This window comes from Sphingomonas sp. Leaf25, from assembly GCF_001421635.1.
Taxonomy (GTDB): Bacteria; Pseudomonadota; Alphaproteobacteria; order Sphingomonadales; family Sphingomonadaceae; genus Sphingomonas.
On record NZ_LMKU01000028.1, the window covers coordinates 201,051 to 218,431 of the forward strand.

13 protein-coding genes are annotated in these 17,381 nt (G+C 67.6%); 8 read left to right on the forward strand and 5 right to left on the reverse strand.

All coding sequences use genetic code 11. The features are described from left to right. Positions 1 to 29: 29 nt before the first annotated feature. On the forward strand, positions 30 to 1,535 hold the full coding sequence (locus ASE78_RS11615; protein WP_056497244.1) for a glycerol-3-phosphate dehydrogenase: 1,506 nt from the start codon (positions 30 to 32) through the stop codon (positions 1,533 to 1,535). On the opposite strand, the gene ASE78_RS11620 is transcribed toward ASE78_RS11615, so the two are convergent. Next, positions 1,532 to 3,901 carry a hypothetical protein gene (locus tag ASE78_RS11620; protein WP_056497247.1) on the reverse strand — a complete coding sequence of 790 codons (2,370 nt, stop codon included), beginning with the start codon at positions 3,899 to 3,901 and terminating at the stop codon, positions 1,532 to 1,534. The genes ASE78_RS11615 and ASE78_RS11620 overlap by 4 nt on opposite strands. Positions 3,902 to 3,992: 91 nt before the next feature. Here ASE78_RS11620 and ASE78_RS11625 point away from each other — a divergent pair, with 91 nt between their 5' ends. From ASE78_RS11625 to ASE78_RS11635, 3 genes are all read left to right on the forward strand, one after another. Further along, a complete protein-coding gene (locus ASE78_RS11625; RefSeq protein WP_056497326.1) occupies positions 3,993 to 5,927 on the forward strand; it encodes a prolyl oligopeptidase family serine peptidase in 1,935 nt (644 codons plus the stop codon). A 159-nt stretch (positions 5,928 to 6,086) separates the two neighbouring features. Next, positions 6,087 to 6,536: a hypothetical protein gene (locus tag ASE78_RS11630; protein WP_235515034.1), complete on the forward strand. Its 450-nt coding sequence runs from the start codon at positions 6,087 to 6,089 to the stop codon at positions 6,534 to 6,536. Positions 6,537 to 6,567: 31 nt separating this feature from the next. After that, complete coding sequence (locus tag ASE78_RS11635) at positions 6,568 to 7,149, forward strand: DUF1826 domain-containing protein (RefSeq protein WP_056497250.1); 582 nt, start codon at positions 6,568 to 6,570, stop codon at positions 7,147 to 7,149. Between the two features lie 50 nt (positions 7,150 to 7,199). Here ASE78_RS11635 and ASE78_RS11640 read toward each other — a convergent pair whose 3' ends face one another. After that, the gene (locus tag ASE78_RS11640; protein ID WP_156351480.1) at positions 7,200 to 8,450 is read right to left on the reverse strand and encodes a dienelactone hydrolase family protein; all 1,251 of its coding nucleotides are present in this window, start codon (positions 8,448 to 8,450) and stop codon (positions 7,200 to 7,202) included. Between the two features lie 144 nt (positions 8,451 to 8,594). Between ASE78_RS11640 and ASE78_RS11645 the strand changes: the two genes are divergently transcribed. From ASE78_RS11645 to ASE78_RS11660, 4 genes are all read left to right on the forward strand, one after another. Continuing rightward, positions 8,595 to 9,725 carry a radical SAM protein gene (locus ASE78_RS11645; RefSeq protein WP_056497254.1) on the forward strand — a complete coding sequence of 377 codons (1,131 nt, stop codon included), beginning with the start codon at positions 8,595 to 8,597 and terminating at the stop codon, positions 9,723 to 9,725. Beyond that, on the forward strand, positions 9,722 to 10,738 hold the full coding sequence (locus ASE78_RS11650) for a glycosyltransferase (RefSeq protein WP_056497257.1): 1,017 nt from the start codon (positions 9,722 to 9,724) through the stop codon (positions 10,736 to 10,738). Before ASE78_RS11645 ends, ASE78_RS11650 begins: the two co-directional genes overlap by 4 nt. An 82-nt stretch (positions 10,739 to 10,820) precedes the next feature. Beyond that, the gene (locus ASE78_RS11655) at positions 10,821 to 12,056 is read left to right on the forward strand and encodes a GTP-binding protein (RefSeq protein ID WP_056497259.1); all 1,236 of its coding nucleotides are present in this window, start codon (positions 10,821 to 10,823) and stop codon (positions 12,054 to 12,056) included. Next, positions 12,053 to 12,637 carry a DUF1826 domain-containing protein gene (locus tag ASE78_RS11660; protein WP_056497262.1) on the forward strand — a complete coding sequence of 195 codons (585 nt, stop codon included), beginning with the start codon at positions 12,053 to 12,055 and terminating at the stop codon, positions 12,635 to 12,637. The genes ASE78_RS11655 and ASE78_RS11660 overlap by 4 nt, the downstream gene beginning before the upstream one ends. Positions 12,638 to 12,829: 192 nt before the next feature. Here ASE78_RS11660 and ASE78_RS11665 read toward each other — a convergent pair whose 3' ends face one another. The 3 genes from ASE78_RS11665 to ASE78_RS11675 are packed head-to-tail and all read right to left on the reverse strand — an operon-like array spanning position 12,830 to position 16,451. Beyond that, positions 12,830 to 14,080 (reverse strand): arsenic transporter, encoded by a 1,251-nt coding sequence (locus ASE78_RS11665; RefSeq protein WP_056497266.1) that lies wholly within the window; start codon positions 14,078 to 14,080, stop codon positions 12,830 to 12,832. Next, the gene (locus tag ASE78_RS11670) at positions 14,077 to 15,204 is read right to left on the reverse strand and encodes a metallophosphoesterase family protein (RefSeq protein WP_056497270.1); all 1,128 of its coding nucleotides are present in this window, start codon (positions 15,202 to 15,204) and stop codon (positions 14,077 to 14,079) included. The genes ASE78_RS11665 and ASE78_RS11670 overlap by 4 nt, the downstream gene beginning before the upstream one ends. Next, positions 15,201 to 16,451: an MFS transporter gene (locus ASE78_RS11675; protein WP_056497273.1), complete on the reverse strand. Its 1,251-nt coding sequence runs from the start codon at positions 16,449 to 16,451 to the stop codon at positions 15,201 to 15,203. The genes ASE78_RS11670 and ASE78_RS11675 overlap by 4 nt, the downstream gene beginning before the upstream one ends. Positions 16,452 to 17,381: the final 930 nt, after the last annotated feature.

Consider the following 17,381-nt stretch of genomic DNA (forward strand, 5'->3'; position numbering starts at 1 on the left):
ACCGGCGCGGCAGGGGGTCAAGGACCACGATGGAGCAGGACGATACCGAACGCTTCGACCTGCTGGTGGTCGGCGGTGGGATCAACGGCACCGGTATCGCGCGCGATGCCGCCGGGCGCGGCCTGTCGGTGCTGCTGGTCGAGCAGGACGATCTGGCGGCGCATACCTCGTCCGCCTCGACCAAGCTGATCCATGGCGGCCTGCGCTACCTCGAATATGGCGAGATCCGGCTGGTGCGCGAGGCATTGATCGAGCGCGAGCGACTGTTGGCCATTGCCCCGCACATCATCTGGCCATTGTCGTTCGTCCTGCCGCAGACGCACAGTCCGCGGGCGGCGTGGATGGTCCGGCTGGGGCTGTTCCTCTACGATCACCTCGGCGGGCGGAAAACGCTGCCGGCGACACGCACCGTGCGGCTCGACCGTTCGGCGCTAGGCAATGGCTTGCGCGAGCGGCGCGGCAAGGCGTTCGTCTATGCCGATTGCTGGGTCGAGGACAGCCGCCTGGTCGTGCTCAACGCGCTCGACGCCGCCGAACGGGGGGCGACGATCGCCACCCGCACGACGCTGATCGATGCGCAGCGCGAGGGCGACGGCTGGGTCGCGACGCTGCGGTCCGACGGCGGCGCGCGGATCGTCCGCGCCACGGCGCTGGTTAATGCCGCCGGACCCTGGGTCGCCGACGTGATCGGCCGCATCGGTGGCGCGCGTGCCGATCGTGGCGTCAGGCTGGTCAAGGGCAGCCATATCGTCGTGCCGCGCCTCTACGACGGCGACCATGCGTTCATGCTCCAGAACGACGATCGCCGGATCGTCTTCGCGATGCCCTATGAAGGGCGCTTCACCCTGATCGGCACGACCGACCTGCCATGGGCGGGTGCCCCGGCAAAGGCGGCGATCGGCGCGGAGGAAACCCGCTATCTGCTGGGCACCATCAACCGCTATTTCGCGCGGACCGTGGCGGAAGGCGACATCGTATGGAGCTATGCCGGCATCCGTCCGCTCTACGAAGACCATGCCGCCAATGCCTCGGCGGTCACGCGCGATTATGTGCTCGATCTCGATGCCGGGTCCGAGGGTGTCGACGCACCGCTGCTCAGCGTGTTCGGTGGCAAGATCACCACCTATCGCCGTCTCGCCGAACAGGCGATGCGCGATCTGGCGCCGTTCTTTCGTGACGCGGGCGGACCATGGACCGGAGCGAGCGCGCTGCCCGGCGGCGATTTCGCGGACTTCGATCGATTTGTGGCAGGGGTCATCGATCGTTATCCAGCGCTGCCCGAACCGCTGCTGCGCCGCCTCGCGCGTGCCTATGGGTCGCGGGTCGACCGGCTGCTGGGGCAGGCGCGGACGCTGGACGATCTCGGGCAGGATTTCGGCGGCGGGCTATATCGCGCCGAAGTCGATTACCTCGTCCGCAGCGAATGGGCGCGGACGGCCGAGGACATCCTCTACCGCCGCAGCAAGCTCGGCCTGCATGTTCCCGCCGGCACCGCCGACCGGCTCGACGCCTGTCTTGGCGGGGCCGTCGGTTAGCTGCCGGCAGGCCGTTCGAGCTCTACCGGCGTGTCGAGCGCGTCATGCAGTCGCAGCGCGACCGTCCGTCCCGACTGCGCCGGCAGCGTGATCGACGATCCGACGAACCCGGCCGGCACCATCGTCATCCGCTGCGGGTCCGACGGATCGCCCGCCGCCGCGATCACGAACAGGTCGCGTCCGCTCAGCACGCACCCGCCGGTCGCGCCACAGGTTACGCCGGTGATTGCCGGCAGCCGGACGACCTGCGCCAACGGCCGCCAGTCCCCCGCCGCCTCCCTGCGCCGGACCCGGACCCTGAGCGGCCCCGCCGCGTCCGGCCCGAGCAACGCCTGCGGCACGATCGACGCAACGACGACGTCACTGCCGATCCGCTGTACCCCGCCCGACGCGAAATCGAGCGATACGGTCCTTCCCTCCGCGCCGGCGATCTCGATCGTGTCATCGCCGGTCACGCCGCCGTCGACCCGCAGCGAGAAGCGCAGCGTCGCATCGACCGGCACGATCCCGTCGGGCAGCCGCAGCGGCAGCGTTCCCGCCACCGGCCGAACCGTCACGTCCCGGCCAATGACGGCGAGCGACGGACGCGGCGGGGCGAGCGTCGCGTCGACGCCGGCGGTTCGCTCGTCGCGCAGCCGCACCTTCGCGCTCGTCGCCTTATCACCGGCCTCGATCGCGCCATCGGCTTGCAGGACCAGCCGGTCGCCTTTCGCGCCGCGCGTCAACACACCCGCCACGAAGCGCCGCCCGGCGAAGTCGAGCGACTGGACCTGATCCAACCGTTGCCCGGTCAACACTCCTTCGCGGTCGCCGGCATGAATCGTGAAGCGGTCGAGCCGGCTCGCCTCGACCCGGCCGGTCAGGGCGAGCGCGGCCGGATCGGCCACGCCATAGCGCGCGATCCTGAGCGTCAGCGGACCCGGCCGGACCTTGCCCAGCGGCAACGTCGCGCGCAGTTCGTCGGGTGCGGTGGCCTTCCACTCGACCGGCAGGATCGTGTCGTCGCCCGCGACGATCGCGAGGCCGGCGACACACGCCGATGCTCCGCCACGCAACGTCAGCGGCGATTCGCGACCGACGACCACCGAGGCGTCGGGCTCGGCGTGCCACGTACCGGCGGCATCGGCCTGCACCGCAAGGCGCGGCCCGGTGAAGCGATCGAAGCCCCAGCGCCCTTGCAGCACGCCGCCCGTGACCGGCCCGGCGATCGCCGGCATTCCCGATGTGGCGCGAACGCCGCCACGTTCGACGTCGCGTACCATCGGCACGTCGACGCTTTGGCCGTTGGTGGTGGTGATCCGCAGCGTCAGATCCTGGGCGTAATCGGTCGCGAATAGCAACGACGCATCGTCGAGCGTCAGCACCGCATCGGGCCGGGTCAGGCAGACCGGGGCGGTCGCACCGGCCCGGAACAGCGGCGGCATCGCCGGGCCGATCGGCGGCAGCGGTGCCACCAGCACCGATCGCGGATTCTGGAACGACGGCGCAGCGTTCAGTTGCAGCGTCATCCGATCGCCGCTACCCGTCGTCAGCGCGGGGAGATATTGATATTGTGCGCTCTGAAACGCGCCGAACAACCGCGCCAGATCACGCGCGAGGCCGATATAGGGGCTGTAGAACCCCGCCCCGCCCTCGCGCGTCGCGGCAACGCCATAGGCGAGGTTCACCGGCGCGCCGGTCAGCGTTTCGGTGAAGCTGGTGCCCCGCCCGGCCTGAAGGATCGTCGCGCTGCGATCCTGCATCAGACACGCCGCCTGCAACGCCCGCTGCCGCGTCAGGCATTCCGCATTCAGCTTGATCCGCAGCGCGTCGGCCAGCACCGGCGCGACCGCTGCCAGCCGTTCGGGAGCACGCTCGCCGATCGACCCGACCACCCCGACGAAGGTGTCGAGCCGTGCCCGGTCGAGCGACGCCTGATAGAGATCCTGCGCCGCCCGCACGAAGATGCCGGGCCTACCGCGTACGGCATCGCGCACCGCGTCGAAGCCGCCGCCGGCATCGGGCACCATCAGCACGATCGCCTGTTCGGCGCCTTCGGGCACGCTCAGGGTCAGTGTGTTGCGTTTGGGCTTCCACGTCTCGGCGCGGAAGAACCATTGTTTGGGCGGCGGATTGGTTGCGCCGCGCAGGAAGGCGACGACCATCAGATAGCGCGCCGACTGGTCCGCCGGCAGTTCCGCCCGCGCGACCAGCCGGTCGCCGGGCTTGAGCGACGGCACGGCGGTCAGCGGCAGCGTGGCGTCGCCCCGGCCGACGGTGATCGTCAGTTGCGGGCCTGTCAGGTCGAACCCGCCCTGCTGGGCCAGGGCGGGCGATGCCGTGAGCGTCAGCAACGCCGTGCAGAAGCGGAAGAATACGCGAACCATGGCAGGGCTATAGTCGATCCATGCGCCTCGACGCCACGCCGCGTGTGCGGGCCGCTTGACGCCATCACCGGTGCTGTCCGATGATCGCGCCATGCTGAAACCCATCGCGCTTTCGATCAGCCTGCTGGCCCTTACCGCAGGCGTCTCCGCCCAGACCGTCCCGCAGCGGCAGGTGGGCAGCGCCACCCTGTCGGGCGTGCCCGACATTCCAAGCGACGTGCGCGAGGCGGTCCAGCGCTATCAGAACAGCCGCGCCGCGCAGTTCGAGGACTGGTTGCCCGACGGGTCGATGCTGATCGCCACCCGCTTCGGTTCGACCCAACAACTCCATCACGTCGCGCGGCCGGGCGGGGTCCGCACCCAGTTGACCTTCGGGGCCGAACCGGTGGCGGGGGCCATGGTGATCCCCGGCACCGACCGTTTCGTGCTGACCCGCGACACCGGTGGCGACGAATGGTTCCAGCTCTATGCACGCGGCCTAACCGGGCCGGCGCGGCAACTGACCGAGGCGGGGACGCGCAACGAGAATCCAGTGTTCAGCAAGGACGGCACGCTGCTGGCATGGTCGCAGGCGACCAAGGGCAGCGCCGCCTATTCGATCCTCGCCGCCGATTCGAAGGGCGGCAGCGCGGCGCGTGTGCTGTATCGCGCGGACGGGGCGGTCGCGCCGGCGGCGATCGCCGCCGACAAGACGCGACTGATCTTCGTGCGCAGCCTGTCGAACCGCGAGGACCAGTTGTTCGAACTGGACATCGCCACCGGCAAGGCGCGCCGCATCGCCGCCGATGCCCCGCCGGCGCTCTATCAGGATCCGCGCTACCTGCCCGACGGCAAGCGGCTCATCGCCATTTCGGATGCGGGCAGCGACACGCGGCAACTGGTCGAGATCGATCTGGCAACCGGCAAGCGGACGGTGCTGACTCCCGGCCTCAAATGGGACGTCGAAAGTTATGACCTGACCGACGATAGCCGGGTGCTTGCCTATTCGGTGAACGAGGACGGGCTGTCGCGGGTGGTGGTGCAGGACCGCATCACCCGTCGCGCATTGCCGCAGCCGAAACTGCCGCAGGGCGTGCTGACCGCGCTGCGCTTTTCGGGCGATGGCAGCAACCTCGCGATCGGGCTGACGTCGGCGACCTCGGCGGGCGACGTGTGGAGCTGGGGCGTGGCCAATGGCACACTGACCCGCTGGACGATGTCGGAACTGGGCGATCTCGACCCCGCGAAACTGGTCGAGCCCGAGCTGATCCGCTTCTCCTCGTTCGACGGGCTGTCGGTCCCGGCGTTCGTCTATCGCCCGAAGGACGTGGCCCCCGGCACGCGCACCCCGGTCATCATCGACATCCACGGCGGTCCGGAAGCGCAGACCCGCCCCGGCTGGAACTATGGCGCGCAATATTTCGCCGATGTGCTCAAAGCGACGGTCATCCTGCCCAATGTTCGCGGCAGCGACGGCTATGGCCGGCGCTATCTGAATCTCGACAATGCCGAGAAGCGCGAGGATTCGGTCAGGGACATTGGCGCGCTGCTCGACTGGATCGCGCGCCAGCCGGGCCTCGATGCGAAGCGGGTCGCGGTCTATGGCCAGTCCTATGGCGGCTATATGAGCCTTGCGGTCATGACGCATTATTCCGACCGGCTGGTCGGCGGGGTCGAGCGGTACGGCATCAGCAACTGGATCACCTTCCTCCAGAACACCGAAGCCTATCGCCGCGACAATCGCCGCGCCGAATATGGCGACGAGCGCGTGCCCGCGATGCACGCGGTGCTGACGCGGATCTCGCCGGTCGCCAATGTCGGGCGGATCACCAAACCGATGCTGGTGATGCAGGGCGCCAACGATCCGCGCGTGCCGCAATCCGAATCGGATCAGGTCGTCGCCAGCCTGCGCGCCAAGGGCAACGAGGCATGGTACGTGCTGTTCGCCGACGAAGGGCACGGCTTCCAGAAGAAACCGAACAACGACCTGCGCCGCGAGGTCGAGACGGTGTTCCTGCGCCGGTTGTTTGAGCCGCCGAAGCGCTGACCGGCCGGGCTGGCACGGGACGGGTCGACACGGTCCGCGCCTTCCCCGTGCCGGAAACGATTATTCACACTTCGCCAATACAGTGTAATATTATATCCTCTACCTGTTGCTGGTCCAAAGATCATGCAGGAAGAGGCGAACGGGATGTTTACGGATCAGATGGTACATGTGACGTTGCAGACGTGGTGCGACAATGTCGTCGCGGTCGGCAAGGTCCATAGCGAGGGTGGCGACGTCCATGCGTTCGCGACCCAGGTATTGAGCGACAATTACGACTATGATGCGGGCAAGGTGCTGTTCAAGCCGACCCTGACCCATGGTGCGCAGACCTTCCGCCCGACAAAGGCTGGTGCGCTATCCTATTTCGTCGGTGGCGATCCCGAGTTCCCCGATGACAAGGGGTTCAAGCTCAAACCATGGGTCAAGGTGTGGTACAACAAGCTCGATTATGTCCTGCACGGCGACATCGCCATCGTGCAGTGCAACGTCCACTTCATCGGCGCCGACGACAGCCACATCTTCGTGAACAAGAGCTTCGTGTTCAAGGAATGCGGCGATGGCAAGGTGCGGATCGTCCTTCACCAGTCATCGCTGCCGTATCAGCCCTGATCGGATCGGCGGGGCAGCGCGGGGAAGCAGGGTGTCACTCGCCCGCCTCGAACGGCTGATCGCGATCGGCGGCGACCGGGCATCGCTCGATCGCATCGCCCGGCCCGGCGCGGCACTGGCGATCTGGTGGCGGCACCTGCCCGAGCCGTTGCGGGCTGCACTCGCAACGCTCGACCTGCCGGGCGTCGGTGATCTGTCGGTCGAGGTCGACGCGGACCGATCGGTCGGTCCCGCCCTCCGCGCGGTCGGCTATGCCGGAAGTGCGCTTGCCCTTCTCGCGGCCGATATCGACCTGCTGGTCCGGCGGCACGCCGCGCTGACCGGCGAGGATCGGTTGCGGGTTCGGCTCGACGTGATCGAAACCGATGCGGGCAGTCGCTTTCAGGCCGGCTGCGGCACGCTGGGCCTGAACTGCACCTATGTCGGCCCCGGCACGGAGTGGTGCTGCGTCGACGGGCAGGATGCGATCTGCGAGGTACCGACCGGCGCGGTCGGCGTGTTCAAGGGCCGGGCGCTGCTGAACCCGCCCGAGGTCCTCCATCGCTCGCCGCCGATCGCCGCCAACGACGGCCCCCGCCTCGTCCTGTCGATCGATCCGCCGCCAGACCAATGATCGCGACGATGCCCAGGCCCGCCGCGACTGGTTCGCGGCGGGCCTTTTCGTTATTTCAGCGGCAGCAGCGCACTGGCGGCACTCGCCGGATCGGCACGATCGAGCAGCGACAGCCACATCGCCCGCGCGGTGCGCGGCACCCGCCCGTGAAACACGCGGCGGCCATCGATCGTCACCGTGACCGGCCGGTCGAGATCGAGCAGCCGGTCGGACAGGCGCAGCGTCGTTCCCGCCGGGACCGCGCCGGTCAGCGCAATGGTCTGTCCGGTGACGGTGGCGACGATCCGGTCCCCGGCGGCGACCTTGGCACCCTGCGGAATCTGCAACCAGTAGAAGCGGTCGCTCGTCACATCGTCCTGCACCCACACGATGCGCTTGGGCCAAGGGTCGCGGCGGAACTGCGCCATCCACGGCAGCGCCTCGGCGTCCTTGCGGTTCATCCAGTGCGGCAATCCGGGATAGATGCGCGACAGCCCGACATAGCCACCCGGATCGGCACGGTGCAGTGCTGCAAGCTCGGCGCTCTTCTCGGCGGCGATCCGGTTGCGGTCATAGGCGGCATCGGCCCCGCCCATGAAGATCGCGAACGGCAGGTTGCGCACCGGTTCGAGCCGCGCCTCGTTGGGATGGCCCGCCATCGTCGCCGCTGCGGCGAAGCGGTCCGCCATGCGCGGCGCGAGCTGCCACACCCCGTCGCCCCCGGCCGAATAGCCCAGCAGATACACCCTGTCGGGATCGACGCCGTTGACCGCGACCTGATAGTCGATCAGCCGCTGGAACAGCGGATCGATATGCGGCTCATGCCACAGGTTCCACGTATCGGTCGGCGCGCGCGGCGCCAAGTAGATGCCCTCCGCCGGTTCGTAGAGGCGAATCTGGTTGCGCCATTGCTGGTCGTTGACCGCCGCCGGGGCATTGCCGCCGCCATGGAGCGAAATCCACAGGCTGCGGCTGCCGGCGGGCGCGTTGCCGAAGGTCCGGCTTTCCCAGCGCAGCGTCCGGCCATCCAGCGTGATCGCCTTGGCATCGATCCCCGCGCGCCCTGCCTCGGCGACGGTCCGCAACCGCGCCGCCGAGAGCAGCGACAACGCCCGTGCCGCCGCCCCCCGGTCGAGCGGGCGCGCGAGGACCGGCACATCGATCGTCCGTTCGGCCGCCGGCCGTTCGAGCCATGTCGTCAGCGCGCCGGGCACGCCGCCGGCACGTTGCCCGCCGGTCGCCGGGGCCGGCGCGACCTGACACAATGCGGCCGCCGCGACGCAGCCGAGTAACGTCCGTCTGCCGGGAAGAATGCTGGGCATGATGGCTGTCCGGTTCGAGGAAATCATGGAAGGCGTCGCGGTAACGCGCCTGTCCGTCGATAATGCGCCGCCGCCATGGCCGACGAGGCAAGATACCGTCAACCTTCCGACCGTATACCGTCGCCAATACTGGAGGTTCCGACGATGACGATCGAGACGCTTGCACGTTCGCTGGCCAAAGCCCTTCCCGCGACCGCACCGACGTTGAAGGCGGGGTATCGCGTGTCCGAACGGATGCGATCATCGGTCGCCGCCTATTGGCCGCAAACCATTCGCGCCAACACCGAAAAGATCACGATCGCCATCACCGCGCACTGCAATTTGCGGTGTCAGGGGTGCAAATACGGGCGCGACTTCATGCCCGGCGCGCAACTGCCGTTCGAGATCGTCGAGAAGCTGCTCGAAGACGCCGCCGCCGCCAGGGTGCCGGCGGTGCGGCTCTATGGCGGCGAGCCGCTGCTCCATCCCGACGTGGTGCGGATGGTCGAAACCGCCAACCGGCTGGGCGTCGGCTGCTATATGACGACCAACGCCCTGATCCTCGACCGCAAGATCGCCGACCTTCACGCCGCGGGACTGCGCAAGGTGACGATCGGCTATTACGGGCAGGATGGTGCGTTCGACGAGTATGTCCAGCGGCCGGGCCGCTACGCCCGGTTCGTCGAGAGCCTCGAAAACACCCGCGCGATGTTCGGGCCGGACGAGCTCGATATTCAGATCAACTTCCTGCTCAGCCGGCGTTCCGCGAACCTTCAGGCGGTCGACGACATGATCGCCTTTGCCCGGCGGTTTCAGGCCAAAGTGCATGTCGACGTCGTCCATTATTCGCTGCCCTATTTTCAGGAGGGGCCGGAGCGCGAGTTGCAGTTTCGCCCGGAGGACAAGCCGGCGATCGACCGCGTCATCGACCATCTGCTGAAACTGAAGGCGGCCGAGCCCGACCTGCTGACCGAGTCCGCCCCGGCGATCGCCGCGTTCGCCGACTGGGCGATGGAGCAGCAGGGGATGCGCATCCCGTGCGATGCCCGCAAGCTGTTGTGGGTCGGCGCCGACGGATCGGTGATGCTCTGCTACGTCACCTTCCCGCTCGGCAATCTGCACGAGAAGCGGCTGGCGGACATTCTCTACACCCCCGAACATCATCGCGCGGCACGCGATGCGTTCCAGCTCAACTGCCCCAATTGCCATTGCGAGGCGGGCGCACGGGTCGAGAAGCACGCCCCGTCGTTCCGCAAATACCGCCGCGACGCGGCCGATCGGCTCGCGCGAACGTGATCCGCGTCGCGCACGTCCTGCCGCATATGGCGGTGGGCGGGCGGGAGCGGATCGTGGCCGATCTTTGTCGCACCGCGCCGCGCCACGGGGTGATGCCGGTCATCGTCACCTTCGACGCGGCGACCGGCGCGGTTGTCGAACCGGAGGCCTCGGTCGTCGCGCTTGATCGCCGGTCCGCGACCTTCGCCCGGTCGCTGCACGAAACGATCGCCGCGGAGCGGATCGACGTCGTCCATGCACACGGCCATGTCACCGCCGCGCTGTTGCCAAGGCTTGCCGTGCCGGTCGTCACGACGCTGCATGTCGCGCTGGGCAGCGGCTGGCGCTGGCTTCCAGCGATCGCGACCGGGCTTCGCCGCAGCGCCGCGATCACCGCCGTTTCAGACGATCTCGCCCGCCGCTTTCGCTGGGCCGGGCGTCCGATCAGCGTGATTGCGCCGGGGATCGATCTTCCTCGCTTCGCCGACGTGCAGCGGGTCGGCGACGGCGGCTTCACGCTCGGCATCGCCGCCCGGCTCCACCCGGTCAAGCGGCACGGCGACCTGATCGCCGCGTTGCGCCTGCTCAACCGGAAGGGTCAACGCTACCGGTTGCTGATCGCCGGCGATGGCCCAACCGGCGACGCGATCCGTGAGGCAGGCGCGGGGCTCGACGTCACGCTGCTCGGCGCGGTCGATGATGTCGCGGGGTTTCTCGGCCGGCTCGACGGCTTCGTGCTGCCGTCCGATCATGAAGGTACGCCGGTGGCATTGATCGAGGCGATGGCCGCCGGCCTGCCCATCGTCGCGTCGGCGGTGGGTGGCATCCCCGCGCTGGTCGGCGATGCCGGCCTGCTCGTCACCCGCCGCAGCCCGCGCGCGCTGGCGGAGGCGATCGAACGACTGGCGACCTCGTCCGACCTGCGACGCGGCCTCGGCGATGCGGCGCGCCAGCGGGTTGCGGGCCATGGGCTGGACCGGCAGGCGGCCGCCTATCGCGCGGTATATCGGGACGTCGTACCCCACCGCGATTGAACCCGGGAGGCGATCGTCGGCGTGGACAGCGGCCGATCGATTCGATATGTAATGTTGTAACATTACTATTTGGACTATCGCTATGGGTATCTCTGCCGCCGTGGACCGCCGCCTTCCCGTTACCGTATTGTCGGGCTTTCTGGGGGCGGGCAAGACGACGTTGCTCAACCACATCCTCGCCAATCGCGAGGGACGGCGGGTGGCGGTGATCGTCAACGACATGAGCGAGGTGAACATCGACGCCGACCTCGTCCGCGGCGGCGAGGCGGCGCTGTCGCGGTCCGAGGAGGCGCTGGTCGAGATGACCAACGGCTGCATCTGCTGCACGCTGCGCGACGACCTGCTGGCCGAGGTGCGCGCATTGGCCGAGGCGGGACGGTTCGACTATCTGGTGATCGAAAGCACCGGCGTTTCCGAACCGTTGCCGGTAGCCACGACCTTCTCGTTCCGCGACGAGGAGGATGTGTCGCTCGGCGACGTCGCCCGGCTCGACACGATGGTGACGGTGGTCGACGCGGTGAACCTGCTCGCCGATTATTCGAGCCAGGATTTCCTTGCCCAGCGCGGTGCGGCGATGGGCGACGAGGATGATCGCAGCCTCGTCGGGCTGCTGGTCGAACAGATCGAGTTCGCCGATGTCGTCGTGGTCAACAAGGCATCGTCGGTTTCCCCCGACCAACTGGCGATCGTGAAGAAGCTGGTCGCCAGCCTCAACGCCGATGCGCTGATCGTTGCCGCCGACCATGGCCGGGTCGACCTCGACCAGGTGCTGGCGACCGGCCGGTTCGACGAGGAGGCGGCGTCGCGCCACCCGCTGTGGGCCAAGGAACTCTATGGCTATGCGCAGCATCAGCCGGAAACCGAGGAATATGGCATCGAGAGCTTCGTCTATCGCGCGCGTCGCCCGTTCGATCCGGCGAAGTTCCACCGCTTCCTGACCGATGGCGGGCTCGACCATGTCGTGCGGGCCAAGGGGCATTTCTGGCTGGCGACCCGCCCCGACTGGGTTGGTGAACTGGCAGTGGCGGGCAGCCAGACGACGACGTCGCGCATGGGCAAATGGTGGGCGGCCCTCCCCAAACACCACTGGCCCGACGACGGCCGGTTCGAGGAGTTCGTCGCCCGCCACTGGGATGGCCTCTGGGGGGATCGCCGGCAGGAACTGGTGTTCATCGGTATCGACATGGATGAGGGACGCATTCGCGATCGCCTCGACACCTGTCTGGTCGCGGCGGACGGCTTCGCCCCCGAACGCTGGCGGGACCTTGCCGACCCGTTCCCGCAATGGGGCCAGCCGCAGCCGGAGCTGGCGGCATGACGGTGACGACGCTGCCCCGGCAGGTCGTCGCCGGCACCGATGCCGCCGCGCTCGATGCGATCGCCCGGCCGGAAGTCGCGCTCGTGCTCTGGTCGCGCGGACTCGACCCGGCGCTCCGCGATGCGCTCGACGGGCTCGACTATGCGACGATCGACGACGTCCGGCTCGATTGCCGCGCGGGCGATGCGGTCGACGGCGACCTGCGGGCAGCCGGCTATGGCGACATGCTCGCGGATGTGCTGGGGCGGGACATTGCGATGCTCGTCGCCCGTCATGCCGCGCTGACCGGCGAGGACCGGCTGCGGGTCCGGCTCGACGTGATCGACACCGACGCCTGCCGCCGGTTTCACGCCGATTACGTCACGCTGCGGCTGTTATGTACCTATGCCGGTCCGGGGACGCAGTGGTGCGACGCCGACGAACCGGAGGCGGTCCGCGATGTCGCGACCGGGTCGGTCGGAGTGTTCAAGGGCCGGTTGCTGCTCGACCCGCCGAGCGTCCTGCACCGGTCGCCACCGATCGCGGCGACCGGCGGCCGTCGCCTGATGCTCGTGATCGACCCCTGCCCCGTCGTTCCCTGAGGAACGCAGCCAGCATGAGGCAGCGGGGTTCGTCACTCGGCAGCAGCGGAAGCCTGACGCCACGACCGTGCGGGTCGATCGGACCGAACCCGGCCGGCGTCTGACAGTAATTCCGCACAAACCGAAGCGATCGGGAAACACGGCCGTTTGCCGGCAACTCGCGCCGCTCCGGCACGCTGACGGGTAGTCGCGTCAGCCCAGCCCGATCCGCGTGCCGAGCGCCGCCACCAGCGCCAGCGGCATCGCGACGGCGCCGACCTTCAGGAAACGCCAGAAGCCGACGTCCTGCCCCTCGCGGCGGATCGCCTGCAACCACAGGATCGTCGCCAGACTGCCGGTGATCGACAGATTGGGGCCGAGATCGACGCCGATCAGCAGCGCATCGACCACCAGCCGCGGCGGCTGTGCCTGTGCCACGGCGGTACTGGCGACCAGCCCGGCGGGCAGGTTGTTCATCAGGTTGGACGCGAAGGCGAGGATCGTGCCCGACACCGCCGCTGCCCGGACCGGATCGGACGAGGCCGCGCGCAGCGCCGCCGCGACCTGTCCGATCACTCCGGTCAGGTCGAGTGCCTCGACCAATATGAACAGCCCGGCTACGAGCGGCAGCACGCTCCACGACACGTCGCGCAGCAACGTGACCGGCGACGAGTGGGCGATGGCGCAGACGACCAGCGTCGTTGCGATCCCGGCGATCGCGGTCGGCAGCCCCAGTTCGATGTCGAGCGCCGACACTACCAGCAACACCGCCGCCGTGGCGACGATCCCGACGAACGCGGCCTTGCCGCCCGGCGTCAGCGGCGCGCGCTCGACGGTGCTGATGCACGTCCCTGCTAGCCGGTCGCGCTCCAGCCAGCGCAGGACGAGGAACGTCACCCCGATCGCTGCCAGCGACGGCAGAGCGAACGACGCGAACCATTGCCCGAGCGGCGGCATCTTGCCGCCATACAGCACGAGGTTGGCGGGATTGGAGATCGGCAGGACGAAGCTGGCGGCATTGGCGATCAGCGCGCAGGCGAACAGCAGCGGCAACGGATCGGCCTTCGCCTTCTTCGCGGCGGCATAGACCGCCGGGGTCAGCACGACGGCGGTCGCGTCGTTCGACAGGAAGGTGGTGGTGACGATGCCGGTGACATAGACCAGCGCGAACAGCCGGGTGGGCGATCCGCGCGCATGGATCGCGGCGGTCGCCGCCACCCAGTCGAACAGTCCTTCGGCGCGCGCGACCTCGCTCAGCAGCATCATGCCGATCAGGAACAGATAGACGTCGCCGCCCTTCGCCACCGCCCCTAGCGCCGCCGACACCGGCAGGAGGCCGAGGATCAGCAGCAGCGCGGCACCGGCCAGCGCCCAGACCGCTTCGGGCCAGCGGAACGGCCGCGCGATCACCGCCGCGGTCGCGGCCGCACAGATTCCCCAGGTCGCCCCGGTCGCGAGGATCACCAGTGTCGTCCGTTCTTGTTGGGGCCGAGTTGCGTGCCCATGATGCCATGGTCGGGCCATGCACCGATGGTGTGGAGGTCGCGGCCGGGAGCGATCGGCGCACCGCGCCGGGGAATATCGGCCTCGCCGCGCACCAATATCCCGATCACGTCGCGGTCGTCGCCGGCGGTCACGGCGATCCGGTGCGCGCCGGCCGCCAGTTCGACCGCCGCCGACCATAGCCCGCCTTCGCCGGCCGCGACCATCGGCGTGTCGGAGCCGCCGTCGACCGACAGCAGCACCGGGCCACCGGTATCGCCGAACAGCCTGGCGACGATGTTGACCGTGCCGGGGCGCGGCACCTGCGTCGGATCGGCGGGGCGCGTTACCAGCCGGATGTCGGCGGGGGCGACGATCTGCACGAACGGCCAGGTGCCACCCGTCTCCTTGAACCGCCAACTCGGCACGCGGTCGTGGAGCGTTACGATCGAGAAGCCGGGCCGGCCGTCGCCTTCCTCGATCTCGCCGGTCGACCGGGTCGCGCCATAGACGACGCGGCAGTCGTTCAGCAGTTCGTTATAATGGGTATGGCCGGTATCGACGAACGCGACACGGGCATCGGCGAGGATACGGGCGATCTCCTCGCCATCCGCCGCAAGATCGCCGGGATAGGCGTGCATGAACACCACCGGCACCTGCCCCGCCGCCTCCGCCCGCGCCAGTTCGGCCCGCAAGCGGTTGCGGTGGTGCATGGTCAGGCGGAAGTCGGGCCCGCCCGCGCCGGCGGACACGATGTCGAGGAAGATGCAGCGATGACCGGCGACCACTTCCACCTCTGGCCGGTTTTCTGCCGGAAAGGCCGCCTCATACCGTGCGAGATCGCCCGTTTCGTAATCATGGTCGCCGGGGATCACGCGGTACGGCAGGCGCAGCGACGCCAGCGTATCGGTTATCACGCGATATTGTTCGGCGGTGGCATGGTTTGCGTTGTCGCCGGGCAGGTAGACGAAATCCACGCCGTCACCGACGTGGTCGTTGATCTCGGCGACGATCGCCGCCAGCCGGTCGCGGCTTTCCCAGCCGCCCGCCTCGTCCATATGCAGGTCGCCGATATGGACCCAGCTCAGCACCGCCGGCCGGGTCATTTGTGCGTTTCCGGCATCGCGATCAGGTACAGTACGAAGCCGACGGCGGCGATCCCGGCCAGCGTCAGGAAGCCGGCGCTATATCCCGCCCACACGATAATCGATCCGGCGAGCGTCGCCGACAATGCCGCGCCAAGCCCGAAGACGCTCGACACCACCCCCTGGCTGACATTGAACCGGCCCGACCCCTTGGTCAGATCGGCGACGATCACCGGGAACAGCGCGCCGAAGATGCCGGCGCCGATCCCGTCGAGCGCCTGCACCCCGACCAGCCACCACGGGTCGTTCGATACGGTGTAGAGCGCGCCCCGGATCGCGAGGAAACCGAACGCGACGAGGAACATCGGCTTGGTGCCCCAGCGTTCGGTGTTGCGGCCGACGACGATCGCGACCGGCACCATCACCAGTTGCGCGGCGACGATGCACGCGGCGGTCAGCGACGTCGCCTTGTCGGTACCGACGGTGCGCCCTAGCAACTGGCTGACCGACGTCAGCATCGCCGCATTGGCGAGGTGAAAGGTGAAGGCGGCGAGCGCGAAGATCATCAGCGGGCGGTTTTCGAGCAGCGTCTTCCACCCGCTCGGCTCCTCGCACCCCTCCTCGGGTTCGCAGTCGAGGCCACGCGCGACGGCGTTGTCGATGTCGTCGTTGTTCAGCCGCGCCGACACCACGACGCTGGCGACGGTCAGCGCCGCCATCAGCCAGAAGACGACGACCGGTCCGAACGACCAGGCAAGCACGCCTGCCAGCCCGGCCGACACCGCGTTGCCGGCATGGTTGAACGCTTCGTTGCGACCGACGCGCTTGGCGAACAGCTTGGGCCCAACCAGTCCCAGCGTGATCGCCGAGATGGCGGGGGCGAACACCGCACCCGCCGCCGCCGCGATCGACTGGGTGATCGTCACCATCGTGAAGCCGGAGACGATCGGCAGCGACAGGCTGCTCGCCGTCACCAGCAGCGCGGCGGCGATGACGATGCGCGGCTTGTTCTTCGCCCGGTCGATCAGCCCGCCTGCCGGCGTCTGCGACAACAGCCCGACGATCCCGGCGATGGTCAGGACCAGCCCGACCGTCGCCTCGTTCCAGCCATGCGACGGCCCGCGCACCACCAGCAGATAGATCGCCAGATACGGACCCAGTCCGTCGCGCACATCGGCGAGAAAGAAGTTGAGCGCATCGAGCGTACCGGTCGGCGTCGTGCCGCGCGAGCTTCGGGCGGTGCCGGGAGGGACGATTGCCGTTGCCATTACGTCTCTCCGACTTGTCTACACATCGATGGCGGCGACGCTTCTATCGAAGCGCCGCCCAAATCCGACCAGACAGGATTTGGCTCAATGCTTGTGCAAGACTTCCTGATGGAAGTCGTGCATGGGCTTGGGTGTCCGAACCTAGTCGAACCCGCATGGTCCGCAGCTAATCGTGCAACATGCCGCATCGGTTCCGAAGCAATATGGAAATAATTCTATGCTGGCTTGGTTGTGTTCTGGGTATTTCCGAACACAAGCCGTAACATTATGCAGCATATATAAATGAAAAACGGGCACGACCCGTTTAAAATTCTCGATCGCTTCGATCTAAATCATTTTTATCATAATATTATCTATGGATCAAAATCAAAATGCGCGTATAAATCATATAATTATTGCTTAAATATTTTGGCAATATTACAAGACACCGAACATTAGCACGCATTCATGCGTGATATTTGGTTATGAAAATGATGAAGATCAGTTCCGACCAAAACAGTTCGCAGTCAACCCGAACCATATAGAACAATGCTCGTCAGGACATCGTTCGCCCAAGCATATAGCTTGGCAGAATCCGATAGACTGCTGGCTATTCGCTGGCGATCTGCCGCATCGGCGAATGGCGAGTCAGCGACACATTTTCGATCAGGACCCGATCGGCCTCATTGCTCCTCGCACGGGTTGCGCAAGGACGTGGCACGTCGCCCGACAAAGAAACAGGCCGGCCAACCGGCAAAGCCAAATTTTGACCGAAGACAAGACCAACCACATGGTCGACCGTGCGATGGCGAAAGCAAATCGCCAGGATTGGCCACATGCCTGACGGGCTAGCGAGAAATCGCCGAGCCGCCGGATTTCATGCGTGTAGTGGCGGAGAGGGAGGGAAGCCGTTCTCCGCGATAAAACCCTCTGATATGGCGTGCTATTTCG

Coding starts and splice junctions, on each gene's coding strand:
- ASE78_RS11655 (WP_056497259.1), top strand. CDS start 10,821: ATGGGTATCTCTGCCGCCGTGGACCGCCGCCTTCCCGTTACCGTATTG.
- ASE78_RS11620 (WP_056497247.1), bottom strand. CDS start 3,901: ATGGTTCGCGTATTCTTCCGCTTCTGCACGGCGTTGCTGACGCTCACG.
- ASE78_RS11640 (WP_156351480.1), bottom strand. CDS start 8,450: ATGCCCAGCATTCTTCCCGGCAGACGGACGTTACTCGGCTGCGTCGCG.
- ASE78_RS11630 (WP_235515034.1), top strand. CDS start 6,087: ATGGTACATGTGACGTTGCAGACGTGGTGCGACAATGTCGTCGCGGTC.
- ASE78_RS11670 (WP_056497270.1), bottom strand. CDS start 15,204: ATGACCCGGCCGGCGGTGCTGAGCTGGGTCCATATCGGCGACCTGCAT.
- ASE78_RS11675 (WP_056497273.1), bottom strand. CDS start 16,451: ATGGCAACGGCAATCGTCCCTCCCGGCACCGCCCGAAGCTCGCGCGGC.
- ASE78_RS11615 (WP_056497244.1), top strand. CDS start 30: ATGGAGCAGGACGATACCGAACGCTTCGACCTGCTGGTGGTCGGCGGT.
- ASE78_RS11645 (WP_056497254.1), top strand. CDS start 8,595: ATGACGATCGAGACGCTTGCACGTTCGCTGGCCAAAGCCCTTCCCGCG.
- ASE78_RS11660 (WP_056497262.1), top strand. CDS start 12,053: ATGACGGTGACGACGCTGCCCCGGCAGGTCGTCGCCGGCACCGATGCC.
- ASE78_RS11625 (WP_056497326.1), top strand. CDS start 3,993: ATGCTGAAACCCATCGCGCTTTCGATCAGCCTGCTGGCCCTTACCGCA.